Source organism: Pseudomonas sp. BIGb0164 (assembly GCF_024810135.1).
GTDB lineage: Bacteria > Pseudomonadota > Gammaproteobacteria > Pseudomonadales > Pseudomonadaceae > Aquipseudomonas.
Genome location: NZ_JANUEA010000001.1, coordinates 63,801 through 83,421, shown reverse-complemented (window position 1 = coordinate 83,421; position 19,621 = coordinate 63,801). Strand labels below are relative to the sequence as shown.

The window sequence follows — 19,621 nt, the reverse complement described above, 5'->3', positions numbered from 1 at the left end:
AGGCAAGCCAGCTCCCACAGGGGTTTAGTGTTGTTTGGACGCGGGAGGCTTAGAGGCCGCCCATCAGCAGGTATTTGATCTCCAGGTAATCCTCCAGGCCGTACTTGGAACCTTCACGGCCCAGGCCCGATTCTTTGATGCCGCCAAACGGCGCGACTTCGGTGGAGATGATCCCTTCGTTGATGCCGACCATGCCGGCTTCCAGGCCTTCGGCCATGCGCCACACACGGCCGATGTCGCGGCTGTAGAAGTAGGCGGACAAGCCAAACGGCGTGTCGTTGGCGCGTGCCAGCACCTCGGCTTCATCCTTGAAGCGGAAGCACGCCGCCACCGGGCCAAAGGTTTCTTCCTGGGCGATCAGCATGTCGCCGCTGGCTTCAGTGAGGATGGTCGGTTCGAAGAACGTACCGCCGAGCGCATGGCGACGGCCACCGCACAGCAGCGTGGCGCCCTTCTCCAACGCGTCGCCGACATGGGCTTCGACCTTGGCCAACGCCGCAGCGTTGATCAGCGGGCCTTGCTCGGTTTCACCGTCCAGGGCGCTGCCGACACGCATGGCGCTGACCGCTTCGGCCAGTTTGCGGGTGAACGCGTCGTACACGCCGTCCTGGATAAAGAAGCGGTTCACGCACACACAGGTCTGCCCGGTGTTGCGGAACTTGGAGGCCATGGCGCCTTTGACGGCGGCCTCCAGATCGGCGTCGTCGAACACGATGAACGGGGCATTGCCGCCCAGTTCCAGTGAGACTTTTTTCAGGGTATCCGCCGCCTGGCGCATCAGCAGCTTGCCAGTGCAGGTGGAGCCGGTGAACGACAGCTTGCGCACCACGCTGGACGCCTGCAGCGCGCCGCCGATGGCCACGGCATCACCGGAGACGATGTTGAACACACCGGCCGGAATGCCCGCCTGTTCGGCCAGTACCGCCAGGGCAAATGCCGACAGCGGGGTTTCTTCCGACGGTTTGAGGATCATGGTGCAACCGGCGGCGAGCGCCGGCCCGACCTTGCGGGTGACCATGGCCAGGGGGAAGTTCCACGGGGTGATTGCCGCGACCACACCGATGGCTTCCTTGACCACGATAATGCGCGCGTCGGCCTTGTGGCTCGGGATCACGTCACCGTAGGCACGCTTGGCTTCTTCGCCAAACCACTCCAGGAAGCTGGCGGCGTAGACCACTTCGCCCATGGCTTCGGCCAAGGGTTTGCCCTGTTCCAGGCTGAGCAGCTGCGCCAGGTCTTTCTGGTTGGCCAGCATCAGCTCGCTCCAACGCTTGAGGCGCTGGCTGCGCTCCTTGGCGGTGAGCGTGCGCCAGGCCGGCAACGCACGGTTGGCAGCGTCGATGGCCAAGTCGGTTTCCTCGGCGGCGGCGCGCTGCACATCAACGATCAGCGCGCCATTGGCCGGGTTGAGCACCGGGTAAGTCGGGCCACCGCTGGACCATTGGCCATCGATGTAGTTACCCGTACGGATCAGCGGATTCATGCCACGGCCTCGATCAAGTTGAAACGGTCCAGGCCCGGACGGGCCTCACGCAGGATGCGCTTGCCGGCGGTGTAGTCGTTGATCACATCGCACGGGGTGTAGTTGCGTTCCAGCTCGTGGAGTTCTTCGGCGTCCAGTTGGGTGTCCAGGGCCGCCAGCGCGCTGTCGAATTGCTCGGTGGTGTCGGCGCCCACCAGCATCACGTCGACACCCGGGTGGTTGGCAACCCAGGCCTGGGCGATCTGGGCGTTGGACACGCCACGGGCACGGGCCACGCGTTGCACCGAGTGAGCGATGTCGAACGACGCCTGGTCGGCGTACATCTGCTGAGTGAAGAAGTCGGTCTGGTTGCGGGTGGACTGCACTTCACCGGTGAGCAAGCCCCGGGCCAGCGGGCTGAACACCGAGACACCCAGGCCCTGGTCGCGGCAGAACGGGATCATCTCGCGCTCTTCTTCGCGGTAGGCGCAGTTCAGTTGCAGCTGCATGTTGATCGGCTTGACCCAACCGTTGCGCTCGCAGGCCATGAGGATCTTGGCCAGTTGGCCGGTGAGCATGGTGGACACGCCGATGTAGCGGGCCTTGCCGGAACGCACGATGTCGTTGAGGGCACACAGGGTTTCTTCGACGGGGGTGTTCACGTCGAAGTAATGCAGCATGAACACGTCGACATAATCCATGCCCAGGCGGCTCAGGGACAGGTCGATGCTGTCCATGATGTGCTTGCGCGAATGGCCGCTGGCGTTGATGCCGCTGCGGGTGCCGTAGCCGACTTTGGTGGTGACCACGATGTCGTCGCGGCGCGCCACGCGCTTGAGGATGCGCCCGACGACTTCTTCGCCGACACCGGCGGAGTAGAAGTCGGCCAGGTCGATGAAGTTGACGCCGTTGGCCAGGGCGTGGGCGACGATGGGCTCACTTTGCTTTTCGTCGAAGATCCACGGTTTCCAGTCTGGGGTGCCCATGTTCATGGTGCCCAGGCACAGGCGCGAGACTTGCAGGCCGGAGTTGCCCAGTCGAGTGTATTGCATGGGATTCTCCTCAGGCCTTAGGCGTGTAGAACGGGTTGCTGATGTGATTGACCACGTCCGCCAGTTGCGCGGTGTACGGCGTGCCGGTCAGGGCGGCGCGGATCGCGGTGCGGCAGGCGTTGTAGTTGTTCAGGTAGACGGCGTCCAGGTCGTCGCAGCCCGGGTTGACCCAGTTGGCCGTGACAATGGCCCACTCGTCTTCGGCTTCGGGCGGCAAGGTGCCGTCGAGCAAGGCTTCCAGCACGGCCTTGGCGATACCGGCCTGGGACGCGCCCCAGGTGGCGTTGCCGTGCAAGTCGCTGCTGATTTCGGCCTTGTTGACGTAGAGGGTCATGGGCTTGACCGGGATGTTTGGCTGGGCGATCACCATGAACGGGCAGTGGCCTTGGCTGGGCGACGCGAGGCTGTTGGCAAACGCCTGGCCGGCCGGGCCGTTGCGCGGGCCGATGAGGATGTTGATGTGGGCAGCATTGACGCCTGGGCCTTCGAAGCCTTCGCCGATGTACAGATCAAGTGCTTTCATTTTCGCAAACGCTCGTTGTTGTTATGGGGAGCTTGTTGGCGAATTTTTAGCACCGGGGGTCAAAACGGCCGTAACCATTAAAAGTCATGGGGCTGTGACTTTTACTCATGCCCCCTGCGACGATCGATGCCGTCTTGTGCGTTGACCATCGGTGTTACACCCCATATAGTGTGCCCACAAACAAAACAGACCACTACATAGTGTGCAGCATCGGTATTTACCGACCACACTATTGGCAGTATTTCAATGCCTTGAAGCCTGCAAATCGCACATTTATGGACGGGTTCACACACCGTCAGAACAGACCAGGAAGGAGTATTTCGATGCTGAGTTGGGATGAAGTCGACAACGAAGACACCGGTGCAGCGGTGATCAAGGGCGCCAACGCCGGCCACGCCACCGAAGCCAACATGGACCGCCTCGACGGTGCCGGCGCCGCCGCCGCCATCGAAGCCCGCGCCGTCACCGCCAGCGACTCCGCCGCCATCAAGCGCGCCAAGGCCGCCCTCGACAGCCTCGACGTCGCCGAAGGCCTCGCCGAACTCGAAGGCGCCTCCGCCCGCGTCGCCGTTGACGAAAAGCGCATGATCAACTGCCGCGCCGACCTCAACCAACTCGTACCCTTCAAGTACGACTGGGCCTGGCAGAAGTACCTCGACGGCTGCGCCAACCACTGGATGCCGCAAGAGGTCAACATGACCGCCGACATCGCCCTGTGGAAAAACCCCGAAGGCCTGACCGACGACGAACGTCGCATCGTCATGCGCAACCTCGGCTTCTTCTCCACCGCCGACTCGTTGGTAGCGAACAACCTGGTGCTGGCCGTGTACCGCCTGATCACCAACCCGGAGTGCCGCCAGTACATCCTGCGCCAGGCCTTCGAAGAAGCGATCCACACCCACGCCTACCAGTACTGCATCGAATCCCTGGCCATGGATGAAGGCGAAATCTTCAACATGTACCACGAGATTCCATCGGTCGCCAAAAAGGCAGCCTGGGGCCTGAAGTACACCCGTTCGATCTCCGATCCGAAGTTCGAAACCGGCACCGTCGACACCGACAAAGAACTGCTGCGCAACCTCGTCGCCTACTACTGCGTCCTGGAAGGCATCTTCTTCTACTGCGGCTTCACCCAGATCCTCTCCATGGGCCGCCGCAACAAAATGACCGGCGTCGCCGAACAGTTCCAGTACATCCTGCGCGACGAGTCGATGCACCTGAACTTCGGTATCGACGTGATCAACCAGATCAAAATCGAAAACCCGCATTTGTGGGATGCCGAGATGAAGGAAGAAGCGACCCAGATGATCCTGCAAGGGACTCAGCTGGAGATTGAATATGCGCGTGACACCATGCCTCGTGGGGTGCTGGGCATGAACGCGGCGATGATGGAGGATTACCTCAAGTTCATCGCGAACCGTCGTTTGTCGCAGATTGGCTTGAAGGAAGAGTACCCAGGGACGACCAACCCGTTCCCTTGGATGAGCGAGATCATGGACCTGAAGAAAGAGAAGAACTTCTTCGAGACCCGCGTGATCGAGTACCAGACTGGCGGCGCGCTGAGCTGGGACTAATCATCGACGCGGATCCAGAATGTGGGAGCGGGCTTGCTCGCGAAGGCTATATGTCAATCGATGCATCCGGTGACTGACACACCGCTTTCGCGAGCAAGTCGAATCGTCGTACCGCCCCTCCCACATTGGGACTGCGGTGCTCTCTAGATTTTGCAAGCAAGCCATTTATGCCCAATCAAACCATCAAGACCCCCTGCGTCGGCCTGTGCTCCACCGTTTACGGGGACCTGGTCTGCCGGGGCTGCAAGCGTTATCACCATGAGGTGATCCAGTGGAACGGCTATAACGCCGAGGAAAAGCAGGCGGTGTGGTTGCGCCTGGAGCAGTTGCTGGTGCAGGTCATGGCCAGCAAGCTGGAAGTGTTCGACGCGCACCTGCTGCGCCAGCAGCTGGAAAGCCGCAAGATCCGCTTTGTGCCGCATCAGTCGCCATATTGTTGGGCCTACCAGTTGATTGCCCGGGGTGCGAGGGTGATTTCCAAGCTGGAGGCCTACGGCTTGGCATTGTTGCCGGAGTTTCGCGAGCGGCACCTGGCGGATTTGCGCGATGCGATTGACCGGGAGTTTTTCCTGTTGTCCGAGGCGCATTACGAACGCTATATCGCCCCAGGTTTCCTCAAGGACGCCTTCGGCCCTGCCCTGATTGCCACCTTCTAAGTCACACCACAAAACCCATGTGGGAGCTGGCAAGCCAGCTCCCACAGTTGATCTCTGCTGCTCAGAAGGTCCAGGACGGGTCACGCTCGGCCTGCAAACCGTACCGTTCAATCGCCTCTTGGCACACCCTCGCGTCTAGGCTCCCCTGCTCTACCAATGCCGTCAGTGCCGCCAGCACGAGGTGATGGCGGTCCACCTCGAAGAAATCCCGCAACGCCGCCCGTGTGTCACTGCGGCCAAAACCGTCCGTGCCGAGTACGGTGTAACGGGAGTCCACGTACGAACCAATCATCTGCGGCACCGCCCGCACGTAGTCCGACACCGCGATCACCGGCGCGCCCTGGGGCAGGCACGCGTTCACATGACTCACCCGCGCCGTGTCCTGCGGATGCAGGCGATTCCAACGTTCCACCTCCCGCGCATCCCGCGCCAATTCGCTGAAGCTGGTCACGCTGAACACTTCGCTGCTCACCTGCCAATCCTCCGCCAGCAGCTGCGCCGCTGCCTGGGCCTCGCGCACCAGCGTGCCAGAGCCGAGCAGGCGCACCTGGGCGTCGGCGGCGCCTTCCAGGCGATACATACCCTTGATGATCGCGGCCTCCACGCCGCCCGGTAGGCTCGGCTGCGGGTAGTTTTCGTTCATCAGGGTCACGTAGTAGAACTCATCCACATCGTGCTCCAGCATCTGGCGCATGCCGTGGTCGAGGATCACCGCGAATTCACCGGCAAACGCCGGGTCGTAGGCCCGGCAGTTCGGCACCGTCGCCGCCATGAGGTGGCTGCTGCCGTCCTGGTGCTGCAAACCTTCGCCGCCCAAGGTGGTGCGCCCGGCCGTGGCGCCCAGCAGAAACCCGCGAGCGCGCTGGTCGGCGGCGGCCCAGATCAGGTCGCCGACCCGCTGGAAGCCGAACATCGAGTAATAGATGTAGAACGGCAGCATGCGCAGGCCATGCACCGAGTAGCTGGTGGCGGCCGCGACCCAGGAACTGATGGCGCTGGCTTCGCTGATGCCTTCTTCGAGGATCTGCCCGTCGGTGGCCTCGCGGTAGCTGAGGATCGAGCCGATGTCTTCCGGCTCGTAGCGCTGGCCCACGCTGGAATAGATGCCGATCTGCTTGAACAGGTTGGCCATGCCGAAAGTGCGTGCTTCATCCGCCACGATCGGCACGATGCGCGGGCCCAGGGCCTTGTCCTTGAGCAAGTTAGTGAGCATGCGCACAAAGGCCATGGTGGTGGACATTTCCTTGCCGTCGGCCGCCGTGGCGAATCCGGCGTATCCCGTTATCGACGGCACCGCGACTGTTGCGGCCACCTGGCTGCGGCTGGGCACATAGCCGCCCAACGCATTGCGCCGTTGGTGCAGGTAACGCGCTTCCAGGCTGTCGTCAGCTGGCTTGAAGAAGCTCAAGGATTCGGTCTGTTCATCGCTCAGCGGCAACTGGAAGCGATTGCGGAAGGCGATCAGCGCGTCGCGGTCGAGTTTTTTCTGCTGGTGGGTGGTCATCTTGCCCTGCCCGGCCTCGCCCATGCCGAAGCCCTTCTTGGTCTGGGCCAGGATCACCGTGGGCTTGCCCTTGACCCGGCGTGCCGCGTGGTAAGCCGCGTGAATCTTGACCATGTCATGGCCGCCGCGCTTGAGGCGGTCGATCTGCTCGTCGCTCATGCCTGCCACCAGCGCCTTCAGGGACTCGCTTTGGCCAAAGAAGTGCTCGCGGTTGTAGGCGCCGTCTTTGGCCGCAAAGGTCTGGAATTGCCCGTCGACGGTATCTGACAGGGTGTTGACCAGCGAGCCGTCGATATCCTGGGCGAACAAGGCGTCCCAGTCCGAGCCCCAGACCAGTTTGATCACGTTCCACCCGGCGCCGGCGAACAAGGCTTCCAGTTCGTCGATGATCCGCCCGTTGCCGCGTACCGGGCCGTCGAGGCGCTGCAGGTTGCAGTTGACCACCCAGGTCAGGTTGTCCAGGCCTTCGCGGGCGGCCAGGGTCAGGGCCGACATGCTTTCTGGCTCGTCCATCTCGCCGTCGCCGAACACGCCCCACACATGGCGGTCGGTGGTGTCCTGCAAGCTGCGATGTTGCAAGTAGCGCATGAAGCGCGCCTGGAATATCGAGCTGATGGGGCCTATGCCCATGGAACCGGTGGGGAACTGCCAGAAGTCAGGCATCAGCCACGGATGGGGGTAACTGGACAGCCCCCGTGCGCCGACCGCAGGACCACCGATTTCCTGGCGATAGTGGGCCAGGTCGCTCTCGCTGAGGCGCCCCTCCAGAAAGGCACGGGCGTAAATCCCCGGTGCCGAATGCGGCTGGTAGAACACCAGGTCGCCGCCAAAGCCCTCGTTGCGCGCGCGGAAGAAGTGGTTGAAGCCCACTTCGAACAAGTCCGCCGCACTGGCGTAGCTGGCGATATGGCCACCCAGTTCGCCATAGGCCTGGTTGGCGCGCACCACCATGGCCAGGGCGTTCCAGCGCACCAGCGAAGCCAGGCGCTCTTCAGTGGCCAGGTCACCGGGGAATGGCGGTTGCTGTTCGACGCTGATGCTATTGATGTAAGGCGTGCCGTGGCGTGGTTTCCAGTCGATGTGCGGGGCGCTGCCTTCACGGGCCAGCAGGTCGAGGATCTGCCGGGCCCGGGCCGGCCCGGCGTTCGCCACCAGGGATGCCAGGGCGTCGCGCCATTCGTCCAGCTCTACCTGATCCACTGCTGTGTGATTGACTGCACTCGCGAAACCGTTCATGGGCACCTCCGGGCTTTTTTTCCAGTTTATGTCGGTGCCAGAGGATTATTTGCCTGTTATCAGGCGCAGCTCACAGCTTTTTGAGCATGAATCACTGCCAACTGGCTTTTTTCCAGCACGTTGTGCTCAAGCACCCCGCAACCCTGCAACTGTGTTTAAAATGCCGCCCGCTCAATGACTGACGCTCAACGATGACCCCAGACGCACTCGCCACCCTGCACGCTCACCTCGCCACCGCCCTGGCCACGCCACCGGACGAAACCCGCCGCCTGTTCCACGGCCGTGGCCGTTGCTGGCCGGGCCTGGAACAACTGACCGTGGACTGGTTGCAAGGCGTGGTGCTGGTCTCGTTGTTCAAGGAGCCCGAGGCGCAGCCACTGGAAGACCTGAAACAGCTGCTGCGCACGCAACTGGCCGATCACACCGTGGCCCTGCAACACCGCTACCTGCCGCAAAGCACCACCGAATGGCTGGTGGGCAACCCCGTCGAAGAGCTGATCATCACCGAAGGCGGCCTGCGTTACCTGATCGACCTGGGTAAAAAACAGAATAGCGGGCTGTTCCTCGACATGCGCTACGGGCGCAACTGGGTGCGCGAACAAGCCAAGGGCCAGCGCGTGCTCAACCTGTTTGCCTACACCTGCGGGTTCTCCGTGGCGGCCATCGAAGGTGGCGCCGAGCATGTGGTGAACCTGGACATGGCCCGTGGCGCCTTGAGCCGCGGCCGTGACAATCACCGCCTGAACGGTCATGACCTGAGCCAGGTCAGCTTCCTGGGCCACGACCTGTTCAAGTCCTGGGCCAAGGTCACGCACAACGGCCCTTACGACCTGGTGATCATCGACCCACCGTCCTTTCAGAAAGGCAGTTTCCTGCTGACCAAGGACTACCAGCGCGTACTGCGCCGCCTGCCGGATTTGCTCACGCCACAGGGCACGGTACTGGCCTGCATGAATGACCCGGCCCTGGGTGAAGACTTCCTGATCGACGGCGTGACCCGCGAAGCACCGGGCCTGCGCTTTATCGAACGGCTGCAAAACCCGCCGGAATTTCCTGATATTGACCCGCAAAGTGGCTTGAAGGCCTTGGTGTTCCGCCAGGGCTGATGCCGAATCGTCCTACGCTTGCTACGCTAAGTGATACACCGGGGCGGTGAACCTTATCCCCCCCTTCCCGGTCGATACCTGCATTCCCCGGCCAGACTCGACGGCGTTACGTTGTCGGCTGCCCCGTTTCACCTTTTGGAGAACCGCCCGTGATATCGACCCTGCATGTAGCCAGACTCAAAGCCTGGGGCGCCCACGGCTTCACCGCCACCGGTGTGGTACTGGCCTTTCTGGCCACCCTGGCGCTGCTGGAAAACTCGCCCAAGGCCTGCCTGCTGTGGCTGGGCCTGGCGCTGGTGGTCGATGGCGTCGACGGCTCCCTGGCACGCCGGGTCAACGTCAGCACCGTGTTGCCGAGCTTCGACGGCTCGGTGCTGGACCTGGTGATCGACTACCTGACCTATGTGTTCATCCCGGCGCTGTTCATCTACCGCTACATCGACCTGCCCGACTTCACTCACCTGTTCACGGTGTCGGTGATCCTGGTGTCGTCGCTGTTCTGTTTCTGCAACGTGAACATGAAGAGCAAGGACAACTACTTCGTCGGCTTCCCGGCGGCATGGAACGTGGTGGCGCTGTGCGTGTACATCATCCAGCCGGAGGCCTGGGTGACCTTGCTCACGGTGATCGGCCTGGCCCTGCTGACCGTGACGCCGATGAAGTTCCTGCACCCGTTCCGGGTCAAGCGGTTCATGCCAATCAACATCGCCGTGACCACGATCTGGCTGCTGTGCAGCTTCCTGATGGTGGTGGACTACCCGAACACCAACCCGTGGACGTTTGGGTTGTGGTCGCTGATGTCGGCGTATTTCCTGGGGATTTGCATCTGGCGTACGGCGCTGGAGTGGCTGGAAAAGCGTCACGGTTGATCGCAGTTACCCATGTGGGAGCGGGCTTGCTCGCGAAAGCGGTGTGTCAGTGAATGCATGAGGTGACGGACACACCGTATTCGCGAGCAAGCCCGCTCCCACATGTGGTTCTCGGTACCTCCGGCAGGTAAGATGCAGGCCTTTGGCGCAGCCCCTTCGCTGCGCACCCTGCCAAGAATAAGCCCTGCCCATGCCCTTCGAACTCAGCGTTGACCTCACCACCCTCGCCATCCTGGCGCTTGTCGCCTTTATCGCCGGTTTCATCGACGCCATCGCGGGCGGCGGCGGCCTGCTGACCACGCCGGCCCTGCTCACGGCCGGCATGCCACCGCACCTGGTGCTGGGCACCAACAAGCTCAGCTCCACCTTCGGTTCGGCCACCGCCAGTTTCACCTTCTACCGCCGCAAGCTGTTCCACCCGCGCCAGTGGGTGCATGCCATCGTCGGCACATTGATCGGCGCGTTGAGCGGCGCCGTGGTCGCCCACTACCTGCCCGCCGAAACCCTGAACAAAATGCTCCCGGTGATCGTCTTCGCCTGCGGCGTGTACCTGTTGTTCGGCGGCACGCCCAAGGCGCCGCTGGACGCCGATGCGCCGATCAAGAAGAAATGGCAATCCACCCAGGGTTTCGGCCTCGGCTTCTACGACGGCGTGGCCGGCCCGGGCACCGGGGCGTTCTGGACCGTGAGCACCATGTTGCTGCACCCCATCGACCTGGTGAAGGCCAGCGGTGTGGCGCGCAGCATGAACTTCGTCAGCAACGCGGGCGCGCTGACGGTGTTCATCATCAATGGTTCGGTGGACTGGATCGTCGGCCTGGCGATGGGCGTGTCGGTGATGTGTGGCGCGTTCTTTGGCGCACGCAGCGCAATCAGCGGCGGCGCCAAGTTCATTCGCCCGGTGTTCATCACCGTAGTGCTCGGGCTGACGGTGCGCCTAGCCTGGCAGCACTGGTTCAGCGTGGCCTAAGCGACGGGCCAGGTAGAGGTCGATCAGGTAGCGCGCAATCGAACGTGACGCCGGCAACGGCGGCAGGTCGTGGATGTTGAACCACTGCGCGTCTTCGATCTCGTCGGCCTGGGGCACGATGTCGCCGCCGGCGTATTCGGCATGGAAGCCCAGCATCATTGAGTGCGGGAACGGCCAGCACTGGCTGCCCATGTACTGGATGTTCTTCACCTCCACCTGCACCTCCTCGCGTACCTCGCGGATCAGGCAGTCTTCGGCCGACTCCCCTGGCTCGGCAAACCCCGCCAGCGTGCTGTACACCCCCGTCACAAAGCGTGGCGAACGGGCCAGCAGGATCTCGTCGCCACGGGTCACCAGCACGATCATGCTCGGCGAAATCCGCGGGTAGCTGCGCAGGTCACAGGCCGGGCAATGCATCGCGCGCTCGCGGGGCACCTGGACCATGGCTTGGCCGCAACTGCCACAAAAGCGGTGCTCGCGGGCCCAGGTACCGATCTGCGCGGCGTAGCCCAACACTTTGTACAACGTGTGGTCGCCTTGCAGCATGAAGGCGCGCAGGCCCTGCCAGCTGCAACCTTCCACCTCGGCGGCGGCGTCCAGCTCCAGCAGGTAGACCGGCTCGCCGTCGAGGTGGCCGATGCCGTGCTCGGCAAACACCGCCAAGTCCTGGCGCTTGAGCCATTCCCGGGGGAACAGCGGGCCGTTGGCGTCATGCAAGAAGCCGTCGCGGCTGCGGGCGACGGCCCAGCCGCCAGGGGTGTCGTTGTCCAGAAGTGTTGTGGTAATCCAGCCTGGGGTCATGTCAGTCAATCCACGAATTCGGGTTTCTGCTTACTCATGTGGGCCGCGATGGCCACGCGCAGGTCGTTGGATTGCAACATAGCCGAGTTCCAGGTGGCAACGTATTCCAGACCGTCATTGACTGTATGGTCACGCATGTAGCTGATCATGGCCTTGGTGCCGGTCACGGCAATCGGCGACTTGGCGGCGATTTCATGGGCGATCTCCATCACCCCGGCCAACAGGCTTTCCTGATCGGGATAGACGCGATTGACCAGGCCGATGCTGCGCGCTTCCTCGGCACCGAACTGGCGACCGGTATAGGCCAGTTCGCGCAGCATGCCGTCGCCGATGATGCGCGGCAGGCGTTGCAGGGTGCCGACGTCGGCGGCCATGCCGATGTCGATTTCCTTGATGGAGAACTGCGCGCCCTCGGCGGCGTAGCGCATGTCGCAGGCGCTGATCAGGTCGATCGCACCGCCGATGCAGTAACCCTGCACGGCCGCCAGCACCGGCTTGCGGCAGTTGTCGACGGCATTGAACGAGGCTTGCAGCTCAAGGATCTTGCGGCGCAGCAGGCGTGCGTTGCGGCCCACGTCCTTGCCGAATTCATTGGCCACCGAGGCCAGCATCATCAGGTCGATACCAGAGGAAAAATGCTTGCCGGCCCCGCTGAGCACCACAGCGCGCACGGCGTCGGTGTCTTCGACCCACTGGAAGATATCGATGATTTCGGTCCAGAACGCGGCGTTCATCGCGTTGATCTTTTCCGGGCGGTTGATCTGCACATGGGCAACGTTGCCGGTGAGTTCGACGACGAAAGCTTGGTATTCGGACATGGCAGTGATCCCTGACTGGCGAGTGATAAGGCCCGAACTATACCAAGGGTGCAGGACGGCGCATCGGCCAAAACCGGGACTGGCAAAGGTAATGAAATGTTGTGACGCGGCGCTTCATGCAGCGGCGATACATTTCACCCAAAGCAGGCGATTTATCGGCTATACAATCAGGGCCATTGCCTGGAGTTGTGTATGCCGTCCACGTTTCGCTCATCGTTGATACTGGCCTTGGTGGTCGTGCTGACCGGCATCGGCGCGGGGCTTGGCGGCATGCTCCTGGCGTTGCTGCTGCACGGTATTCAACACCTGGCCTACGGCTACAGCCTCGACAGCCTGGTCAGCCACGAAACCTTCCTGCTCGGCGTGACGGCGGCCGCCCCCGAACGGCGCTTGCTGGTGCTGGTGGCGTGTGGCCTGGTGGCCGGGTTGGGCTGGTGGTTGATTTATCGCTACGGACGGCCGCTGGTGAGCATCAAGCAGGCGGTGTCGGAGAAGATGCCGATCATGCCGCCCAAGACCACCCTCGCCCACGCCGTGCTGCAAATCATCACCGTGGCCCTTGGCTCGCCGCTGGGCCGTGAAGTGGCGCCGCGGGAAGTCGGGGCCTTGGCCGCCACCTGGTTATCGCAGCGGGCGCGACTCACCCCGCCCATGCATCGCCTGATCGTCGCCTGCGGCGCCGGCGCGGGCCTGGCGGCGGTGTACAACGTGCCGTTGGGCGGCGCGGTGTTCGTGCTGGAAGTGCTGGTGGGCGTGTTCAGTTGGCCCGCCGCGGTGATTGCCTTGGCGACCTCGGCGATTGCCGCTTCGGTGGCGTGGATCGGGTTGGGTGCCGAATCCCAATACGTGGTGCCGCACTTTGTGCTGAGCCCGCCTTTGATCGCCTGGGCCGTGGTCTGCGGGCCGGTGTTCGGGCTGGCGGCTTACGGTTTCACCCGGCTCACCGGTAGCGCCCGGGCGAATGCTGCACGGGGCTGGCGCTTGCCGGTGTTGTCAGTGATCAACTTCACGGTCATCGGCGTGTTGGCGATGTGGCTGCCGCAAATCCTCGGCAACGGCAAAGGGCCGGCGCAACTGGGGTTCGACAATGAACTGAGCATCGGCCTGGCCGCGTTGCTGTTGCTGGTCAAGGTGCTGATCACCACCAGCAGCCTGCGCGCCGGTGCCGAAGGCGGCCTGTTGACGCCCGGCCTTGCCAACGGCGCACTGCTGGCGATCATCCTCGGCGGCGCCTGGAGCCTGGCGTGGCCGGGCGTACCGTTGGGGGCGTTTGCGATCATCGGCGCGGCGGCTTTTCTGGCGTCCAGCATGAGCATGCCGCTGACGGCGATTGTGCTGGTGGCAGAATTCACCCGTATCGAGCATGACTTCCTGGTGCCCATCATCCTCGCAGTGGTGGGCGCGATGTGCGTGAGCAAGCTGTGCCAGCGCCTGGAAAGTACTGGAAAAAAACCGTCCTAAGTACCATCCTTCGCGCTTTAAGCCGCCCCACCTGCGGCGCTCGACGTTTAAAGGAAATGCCCATGCACGCCCAACCCCTCACCCCGGCCGAATTCGAATTCATCGAAGACACCCTGCTCAAATACGGCGACGACCATTCCGTGCTGAACCTGGCCGAACTCGACGGCTACTTCACCGCCCTGGTGTCCAGCCCGGCCCAGGTGGACGTGGCCGAGTGGTTCCCGGCGATCTGGGGCGGGCAAAACCCCGAGTGGGAATCCATGGACGAAGCACAGCGCTTCCTCGAACTGTGCGTGCGCCACCTCAACACCCTGGCCGAACAACTGGCCACCGATGCCAGCAGCTTCAAGGCCCGCTTCGACGAAACCGACCACCAGGGCCACACCGTGACCCTCGCCGAAGAATGGTGCTTCGGCTACATCCGCGGCGCCGCCATCGGCAACTGGCCGGAGCTGCCAGCCGCCCAAGCCGCCGAGCTGGAAAAAATCTCCTGGTGCGCCGAACAAGACAACTTCGAACTGTCCGCCGACCTGGATGTACAGGCACATCAACAACGCGCCAGCGAAATCGAACCCGCAGCACGAGCGCTGCATGATTACTGGTTGGCAAAACGCTAACCGCCTGCGACCGAGGCGCCTGCATCGCCGGCAAGCCGGCTCCTACACAACCGCGTTTGCCTTTGCCTTTGCTCTACACCACTCAAGCCGGCTGTCAGGCCGCTGTGCTCTTGCTTTTGATCTTAGGCGCCCCATCAAACACGCTGGCCGTAATCCGGCAGGGATTTGGGGGGTAAACCGGCAGGGATGCCGGTTTAGCCGCCCCGCGCCATGGATGGCGCGTGGCGGCGGCCCCCCAAATACCTGTCGGATTACGGGCACACCGAGCCTGGGCGAGGTGCCGAGTGTTGGGGCAAGAGCCCTTTTGGTTACTTTTGGGGCTCTTTTCCAAAAGTGACCCGCTGTAAGAGCGGAACCATAAGCCGCCATTACCGAAGAAATGGATATGTACACCATGAGGCCGCCATCGCAGGCAAGCCAGCTCCCACAGGTGGATTGATGCACAACCAGAAAATACCGGTGGCCGTTACCCCACGCTCGACAAGCACTGCATCTATACCCGATTATTCGAGTCCGCCCGCCGCCCTTGCCTTGATCAGGAGCCCTGTACCTTGAGTTCGCAAAAAACCGTGACCGTTACACCGCCCAACTTCCCCCTCAATGGCAAGGTCGCGCCCCCCGGCTCCAAATCCATCACCAACCGCGCCCTGCTGCTGGCCGCCCTCGCCAAGGGCACCAGCCGCCTGAGCGGCGCGCTCAAGAGCGACGACACCCGCCACATGTCCGTGGCCCTGCGCCAAATGGGCGTGACCATCGACGAACCCGACGACACCACCTTCGTGGTCACCGGCTCCGGCAAACTGCAACTGCCCACCCAGCCCCTGTTCCTCGGCAACGCCGGCACCGCCATGCGCTTTCTGACCGCCGCCGTGGCCACCGTCGAAGGCACCGTGGTACTGGACGGCGACGACTACATGCAGAAACGCCCGATCGGCCCGCTGCTGGCCACCCTTGGCCAGAACGGCATCAAGGTCGACAGCCCCACCGGCTGCCCACCGGTCACCGTGCACGGCGTGGGCAAGGTGCAAGCCAAGCGTTTTGAAATCGACGGTGGTTTGTCCAGCCAATACGTGTCGGCCCTGCTGATGCTCGCGGCATGCGGCGAAGCCCCGATTGAAGTGGCATTGACCGGCAAGGACATCGGCGCCCGTGGCTACGTGGACCTCACCCTGGACTGCATGCGCGCCTTCGGTGCCCAGGTGGAAGCCGTCAACGACACCACCTGGCGCGTGGCCCCCACCGGCTACATCGCCCATGACTACCTGATCGAACCAGACGCCTCCGCCGCCACCTACCTGTGGGCCGCCGAAGTGCTGACCGCTGGCCGCATCGACATCGGCGTGGCCGCCCAGGACTTCACCCAGCCGGACGCCAAGGCCCAGGCCGTGATCGCCCAGTTCCCGAACATGCAGGCCACGGTGGTCGGTTCGCAAATGCAGGACGCCATCCCGACCCTCGCGGTGCTGGCGGCGTTCAACAACACCCCGGTGCGCTTCACCGAACTGGCCAACCTGCGCGTCAAGGAATGCGACCGCGTGCAAGCGCTGCATGACGGCCTCAACGAAATCCGCCCGGGCCTGGCTACCATCGAAGGCGACGACTTACTGGTGGCCAGCGACCCGGCACTGGCTGGTACCGCTTGCAACGCACTGATCGACACCCACGCCGACCACCGCATCGCGATGTGCTTTGCGCTGGCCGGCCTGAAGGTGGCGGGCATCCGCATCCAGGACCCGGATTGCGTGGCCAAGACCTATCCTGAGTACTGGAAGGCCCTGGGCAGTCTTGGGGTTCAACTGAGCTACTGAGCACTAGGCGCTGGAAGGGGGAGGCCTTGCACATGAACATTCGCCAGCCCTGCCCACCCGGCGCCTGTGACTGCCAGCGCGAACAGCTGTTGGAGGCGCCGGGCACCGACCAGCGCATCCTGCAGCTCACGCGCCAGGAAGAGAAAAAACTGCTCGACCGCCTCGAAGACCTCAAGAGCCTGCAAGACCTCGAACGCATGCAACAGCTGATGTACCAGCAATTGGGCATCCGTGTGCACGTCGCACCGGGGCACACCGAGGTCAAGAGCATGCGCGGGATCCAGATCATCATCGACGACCTGCCCGGCCTGTGCCGCAAGACCCGGCAATCGATCCCGGCCGCGATTCGCCGTGGCATGGAGAAGCGCCCGGAAATCGCCTACCGCCTGCTCGACGCCCACGACCTGTTTCGCGAAGGCTAATGCCCGCTACTCATTGCCCCGCCCGCCGCCAAACGACCAGTCCTCTGGCGCCGTGGTGCTGATCACGATCATTACATCCTCAGGGTCGAGACCGATGCTTGCACTCAAACGCTGGGTCAGCACGTGGTAGAAACGGCGTTTGGTCACCGTGTCACGCGGCTTGCCACCAGTGATTGCAATCAGCACGTAGTCGGCACTGCGCGGGCCGCCCAGGTAATCAGCATCGACGAACAACTCCCCCGGCTCATGCTGGTGAATGACATGGAAACGATCACCCACAGGGATCCCGAAGGTTTCCACCAGTGCGTCATGCAGGCCTTGGGAAAGGGCCCGTAGGTAATGGGCTGGCTTACCGCGTTGCAATGAGATGCGTGCGTAGGGCATGTGCAGCGCTCCGACAATTGAGTTGACGGGCAAAAATTAGCAAGCCAGGATCATTCCGAATATCAGATTAAACAGCAGCCACCATGCCGTTTTTATGGACGATTCGATGAGCCTCCCCACCTTTGATCTGGATGTACTGCGCACCTTTGTCCTGGGCGTGGAGCTCAATAGCTTTGCCAAGGCCGCAGACCGCCTGGGGCGATCAACCTCGGCGGTCAGTGCGCAGTTGAAAAAACTTGAAGAGCGAGTCGGCACGCCGGTACTCAACAAGTCCGGCCGTGGCCTGGCGTTGACGCCGGTGGGCGAAGCCGTGCTGAGCCATGCCCGACGCCTGTTGGCACTCAACGACAGCATTTTTGATGCCCTCAACCAGACCCGTACCGAAGGCACACTGCGCCTTGGCGTACAGGAGGATTTCGGCGAGCGGGTACTCAGCGATGTGCTGCGCAGTTTCGCCCAGCTTTACCCAATGATCAGCCTGGAAGTGCGGATTGCGCGCAATGCCGAACTGTTAGCACTGGTGGACGGCGCCAAGCTCGACCTGGCGCTGACGTGGGCCACCACGCACGTCTCGCCCTACGTCACGCACCTGGGGCAAACCGCCATGCACTGGATCGGTCCCCGCGACAAACCGATGCTGCCACGTAGCTCCCTGGCACCGCTGCCGCTGGTGATGTTCGACGCACCTTGCGTGTTGCGCAGCGCCGCCACCGATGCGCTGGACCGTGCAGGCATTTGCTGGCGAATCGCACTCACCAGCCCGAGTGTCGCGGGCATCTGGGCCGCCGTGGAGGCCGGATTAGGCGTGACATTACGCACGTCAATGGGTTTGCCGCCCGCGCTCTGCAAGCTGGACGACCTGCCACCCGTGCCATCGTTGGGGTACGAATTGCACCGCAACCGCCAACAGCCCAGCGAGCCGGTGACGCAGTTGGCGAGGTTGATCCAGCGCAGCCTGGAGAAGCATCTGCTTTAGGCTTTTTCCAGCACTTCAGACTGCGCAAAAAGCCGTCGCCCCAGGTTTTCTGCTGTGTTCAGGTGCGCAAGGGCCGTTCCCGACTCCGATTCCAGCAGCAACTCAGACGTCACTACGTGCGCCCCGCAGTAATCAAAAATCCCGTAGTCGATCTGGGTGCCCATGGCCTTGGCATAACCGTGGCGTTCAAACGCGCTTTCATCAGCGGCGCCCAGCGCCAGCAGGTGCACCTGCAAGTGCCGCAGTTTTTTCACCACCGGGGTATCCGGGCCGTAATCGATGGCCCAGCCATTGACGAACACGCGGTCGACCCAGCCCTTGAGCAATGCCGGCATCGACCACCAATAGATCGGGAAGGCCAGCACCAGCGCGTCGGCGCGGTCGATACGCGCCTGTTCGGCGAGCACGTCGGCGGGAGCCGTGGCGCGGGTGCGGTGCACTAAATGGTCGGCGGCGCTGTAGCGCGGGTCGAAACCTTCGGCGGCGAGGTCGGCGATTTCGTAGGTGTGGCCTGCGGCGGCGAGCCCCGTGGCAACGTGTGCGGCCAGGCTGTGGGTGAGGGATTGCGGGTCGTGATGAGCGACAACGATGAGTGCATGCATGACAGTGACTCCCTTTCAGCTTAAGCTACGATTAGTAAGTTACGCCGATTAAGTTACTTTTGGTATATAAGCATGTCAAGCAGTGAATCCCCTGCCCCACGCCGTCGCCTGACCCGCGAAGACCGCCTGCGCCAACTGTTGGATGTGGCCTGGCAACTGGTACGCGACGAAGGCACCGAAGCCCTGACCCTGGGCCGCCTGGCCGAACTGGCGGGTGTGACCAAGCCGGTGGTCTACGACCATTTCGTTACCCGTGCGGGCCTGCTGGCCGCCCTCTATGAAGATTTCGACGGGCGCCAGAACCAGGTCTTCAGCGATGCCATCGAAGCCAGCGCGGCCACCCTGGATGACCGCGCCTGGGTGATCGCCTCGTCCTATGTCGATTGCGTGTTGCTGCAAGGCCGGGAGATTCCCGGGGTGATCGCGGCGCTGAGCAGTTCGCCGGAACTGGAAACCCTCAAGCGCGAGTACGAGGCGATCTTCTTGGCCAAATGCCGCGACGCGCTGTCGCCGTTCGCGGCGGCTGGCAGCGTGTCACAGGCCGGCCTGCGCGCCATGCTCGGCGCGGCGGAAGCCTTGTCCCACGCGGCGGCCAGTGGCGAAATCAGCCGTGAAGAGGCGCAACTGGAGTTGCTGGCGACGATCTTGGCGATGGTCAATCGTGTGCGCGGTTAAATAATTATTCACGGGCGAGGAATAAAGCGGCGCGGCGGGTGTTTACCTGAGTACGGCGTGTGAATACAGCACATGGCCAGTACCCAAACCAGAAAAGACCCAGGA

19 protein-coding genes are annotated in these 19,621 nt (G+C 62.9%); 11 read left to right on the top strand and 8 right to left on the bottom strand.

Annotated elements, in window-relative coordinates:
- Window positions 1-49 precede the first annotated feature (49 nt).
- Genes M2394_RS00335 through fae form a run of 3 tightly spaced genes read right to left on the bottom strand, consistent with a single transcriptional unit; the run spans window position 50 to window position 3,037 of the window.
- A complete protein-coding gene (locus tag M2394_RS00335; protein WP_259171222.1) occupies window positions 50-1,483 on the bottom strand; it encodes an NAD-dependent succinate-semialdehyde dehydrogenase in 1,434 nt (477 codons plus the stop codon).
- Complete coding sequence (locus M2394_RS00330) at window positions 1,480-2,514, bottom strand: aldo/keto reductase (protein ID WP_259171221.1); 1,035 nt, start codon at window positions 2,512-2,514, stop codon at window positions 1,480-1,482. Before M2394_RS00330 ends, M2394_RS00335 begins: the two co-directional genes overlap by 4 nt.
- 10 nt (window positions 2,515-2,524) lie before the next feature.
- Entirely contained in the window at window positions 2,525-3,037 is a 513-nt protein-coding gene (gene fae, locus M2394_RS00325; RefSeq protein ID WP_016974617.1) for a formaldehyde-activating enzyme, read from the bottom strand.
- Window positions 3,038-3,360: 323 nt separating this feature from the next.
- Between fae and M2394_RS00320 the strand changes: the two genes are divergently transcribed.
- Together M2394_RS00320 and M2394_RS00315 are read left to right on the top strand one after the other, a co-directional pair.
- Complete coding sequence (locus M2394_RS00320) at window positions 3,361-4,611, top strand: ribonucleotide-diphosphate reductase subunit beta (RefSeq protein ID WP_176997510.1); 1,251 nt, start codon at window positions 3,361-3,363, stop codon at window positions 4,609-4,611.
- Between the two features lie 167 nt (window positions 4,612-4,778).
- Window positions 4,779-5,267, top strand: coding sequence for a DUF1289 domain-containing protein (locus M2394_RS00315; protein WP_178923409.1), 489 nt, complete (start codon window positions 4,779-4,781; stop codon window positions 5,265-5,267).
- Window positions 5,268-5,328: 61 nt separating this feature from the next.
- On the opposite strand, the gene mdeB is transcribed toward M2394_RS00315, so the two are convergent.
- Complete coding sequence (gene mdeB, locus M2394_RS00310; RefSeq protein ID WP_259171219.1) at window positions 5,329-8,007, bottom strand: alpha-ketoglutarate dehydrogenase; 2,679 nt, start codon at window positions 8,005-8,007, stop codon at window positions 5,329-5,331.
- Between the two features lie 191 nt (window positions 8,008-8,198).
- Between mdeB and M2394_RS00305 the strand changes: the two genes are divergently transcribed.
- From M2394_RS00305 to M2394_RS00295, 3 genes are all read left to right on the top strand, one after another.
- The gene (locus M2394_RS00305) at window positions 8,199-9,113 is read left to right on the top strand and encodes a class I SAM-dependent methyltransferase (RefSeq protein WP_178923405.1); all 915 of its coding nucleotides are present in this window, start codon (window positions 8,199-8,201) and stop codon (window positions 9,111-9,113) included.
- Between the two features lie 149 nt (window positions 9,114-9,262).
- On the top strand, window positions 9,263-9,982 hold the full coding sequence (pcsA, locus tag M2394_RS00300) for a phosphatidylcholine synthase (RefSeq protein WP_178923403.1): 720 nt from the start codon (window positions 9,263-9,265) through the stop codon (window positions 9,980-9,982).
- 190 nt (window positions 9,983-10,172) lie between these two features.
- Complete coding sequence (locus M2394_RS00295) at window positions 10,173-10,952, top strand: TSUP family transporter (RefSeq protein ID WP_178923401.1); 780 nt, start codon at window positions 10,173-10,175, stop codon at window positions 10,950-10,952.
- On the opposite strand, the gene nudC is transcribed toward M2394_RS00295, so the two are convergent.
- Both nudC and M2394_RS00285 read right to left on the bottom strand, forming a co-directional pair.
- Window positions 10,920-11,753: an NAD(+) diphosphatase gene (gene nudC, locus M2394_RS00290; RefSeq protein ID WP_178923399.1), complete on the bottom strand. Its 834-nt coding sequence runs from the start codon at window positions 11,751-11,753 to the stop codon at window positions 10,920-10,922. The two genes, M2394_RS00295 and nudC, sit on opposite strands and share 33 nt — an antisense overlap.
- Window positions 11,754-11,758: 5 nt before the next feature.
- Complete coding sequence (locus tag M2394_RS00285) at window positions 11,759-12,571, bottom strand: crotonase/enoyl-CoA hydratase family protein (RefSeq protein ID WP_259171218.1); 813 nt, start codon at window positions 12,569-12,571, stop codon at window positions 11,759-11,761.
- 192 nt (window positions 12,572-12,763) lie between these two features.
- Between M2394_RS00285 and M2394_RS00280 the strand changes: the two genes are divergently transcribed.
- The 4 genes from M2394_RS00280 (at window position 12,764) to M2394_RS00265 (ending at window position 16,879) form a co-directional block, all read left to right on the top strand.
- Complete coding sequence (locus M2394_RS00280) at window positions 12,764-14,032, top strand: chloride channel protein (protein ID WP_259171217.1); 1,269 nt, start codon at window positions 12,764-12,766, stop codon at window positions 14,030-14,032.
- A 62-nt stretch (window positions 14,033-14,094) separates the two neighbouring features.
- Entirely contained in the window at window positions 14,095-14,649 is a 555-nt protein-coding gene (locus M2394_RS00275; protein WP_259171216.1) for a UPF0149 family protein, read from the top strand.
- Window positions 14,650-15,200: 551 nt separating this feature from the next.
- A complete protein-coding gene (locus tag M2394_RS00270) occupies window positions 15,201-16,457 on the top strand; it encodes a 3-phosphoshikimate 1-carboxyvinyltransferase (protein WP_259171215.1) in 1,257 nt (418 codons plus the stop codon).
- Window positions 16,458-16,489: 32 nt separating this feature from the next.
- Window positions 16,490-16,879 carry a hypothetical protein gene (locus M2394_RS00265; RefSeq protein ID WP_259171214.1) on the top strand — a complete coding sequence of 130 codons (390 nt, stop codon included), beginning with the start codon at window positions 16,490-16,492 and terminating at the stop codon, window positions 16,877-16,879.
- A 6-nt stretch (window positions 16,880-16,885) separates the two neighbouring features.
- Here M2394_RS00265 and M2394_RS00260 read toward each other — a convergent pair whose 3' ends face one another.
- On the bottom strand, window positions 16,886-17,263 hold the full coding sequence (locus tag M2394_RS00260; protein WP_259171213.1) for a tautomerase family protein: 378 nt from the start codon (window positions 17,261-17,263) through the stop codon (window positions 16,886-16,888).
- 106 nt (window positions 17,264-17,369) lie between these two features.
- Between M2394_RS00260 and M2394_RS00255 the strand changes: the two genes are divergently transcribed.
- A complete protein-coding gene (locus M2394_RS00255) occupies window positions 17,370-18,239 on the top strand; it encodes a LysR substrate-binding domain-containing protein (RefSeq protein WP_178923384.1) in 870 nt (289 codons plus the stop codon).
- Here the strand turns inward: M2394_RS00255 and M2394_RS00250 are convergent.
- Entirely contained in the window at window positions 18,236-18,841 is a 606-nt protein-coding gene (locus M2394_RS00250; RefSeq protein ID WP_178923382.1) for an NAD(P)H-dependent oxidoreductase, read from the bottom strand. The genes M2394_RS00255 and M2394_RS00250 overlap by 4 nt on opposite strands.
- A gap of 72 nt (window positions 18,842-18,913) precedes the next feature.
- Between M2394_RS00250 and M2394_RS00245 the strand changes: the two genes are divergently transcribed.
- Window positions 18,914-19,516: a TetR/AcrR family transcriptional regulator gene (locus M2394_RS00245; RefSeq protein ID WP_259171212.1), complete on the top strand. Its 603-nt coding sequence runs from the start codon at window positions 18,914-18,916 to the stop codon at window positions 19,514-19,516.
- The last annotated feature ends 105 nt before the right edge of the window (window positions 19,517-19,621 follow it).

Coding starts and splice junctions, on each gene's coding strand:
- M2394_RS00260 (WP_259171213.1), bottom strand. CDS start 17,263: ATGCCCTACGCACGCATCTCATTGCAACGCGGTAAGCCAGCCCATTAC.
- M2394_RS00285 (WP_259171218.1), bottom strand. CDS start 12,571: ATGTCCGAATACCAAGCTTTCGTCGTCGAACTCACCGGCAACGTTGCC.
- M2394_RS00335 (WP_259171222.1), bottom strand. CDS start 1,483: ATGAATCCGCTGATCCGTACGGGTAACTACATCGATGGCCAATGGTCC.
- M2394_RS00250 (WP_178923382.1), bottom strand. CDS start 18,841: ATGCATGCACTCATCGTTGTCGCTCATCACGACCCGCAATCCCTCACC.
- M2394_RS00330 (WP_259171221.1), bottom strand. CDS start 2,514: ATGCAATACACTCGACTGGGCAACTCCGGCCTGCAAGTCTCGCGCCTG.
- M2394_RS00280 (WP_259171217.1), top strand. CDS start 12,764: ATGCCGTCCACGTTTCGCTCATCGTTGATACTGGCCTTGGTGGTCGTG.
- M2394_RS00275 (WP_259171216.1), top strand. CDS start 14,095: ATGCACGCCCAACCCCTCACCCCGGCCGAATTCGAATTCATCGAAGAC.
- fae (WP_016974617.1), bottom strand. CDS start 3,037: ATGAAAGCACTTGATCTGTACATCGGCGAAGGCTTCGAAGGCCCAGGC.
- nudC (WP_178923399.1), bottom strand. CDS start 11,753: ATGACCCCAGGCTGGATTACCACAACACTTCTGGACAACGACACCCCT.
- M2394_RS00255 (WP_178923384.1), top strand. CDS start 17,370: ATGAGCCTCCCCACCTTTGATCTGGATGTACTGCGCACCTTTGTCCTG.
- M2394_RS00315 (WP_178923409.1), top strand. CDS start 4,779: ATGCCCAATCAAACCATCAAGACCCCCTGCGTCGGCCTGTGCTCCACC.
- M2394_RS00265 (WP_259171214.1), top strand. CDS start 16,490: ATGAACATTCGCCAGCCCTGCCCACCCGGCGCCTGTGACTGCCAGCGC.
- M2394_RS00295 (WP_178923401.1), top strand. CDS start 10,173: ATGCCCTTCGAACTCAGCGTTGACCTCACCACCCTCGCCATCCTGGCG.
- M2394_RS00245 (WP_259171212.1), top strand. CDS start 18,914: ATGTCAAGCAGTGAATCCCCTGCCCCACGCCGTCGCCTGACCCGCGAA.
- M2394_RS00320 (WP_176997510.1), top strand. CDS start 3,361: ATGCTGAGTTGGGATGAAGTCGACAACGAAGACACCGGTGCAGCGGTG.
- mdeB (WP_259171219.1), bottom strand. CDS start 8,007: ATGAACGGTTTCGCGAGTGCAGTCAATCACACAGCAGTGGATCAGGTA.
- M2394_RS00305 (WP_178923405.1), top strand. CDS start 8,199: ATGACCCCAGACGCACTCGCCACCCTGCACGCTCACCTCGCCACCGCC.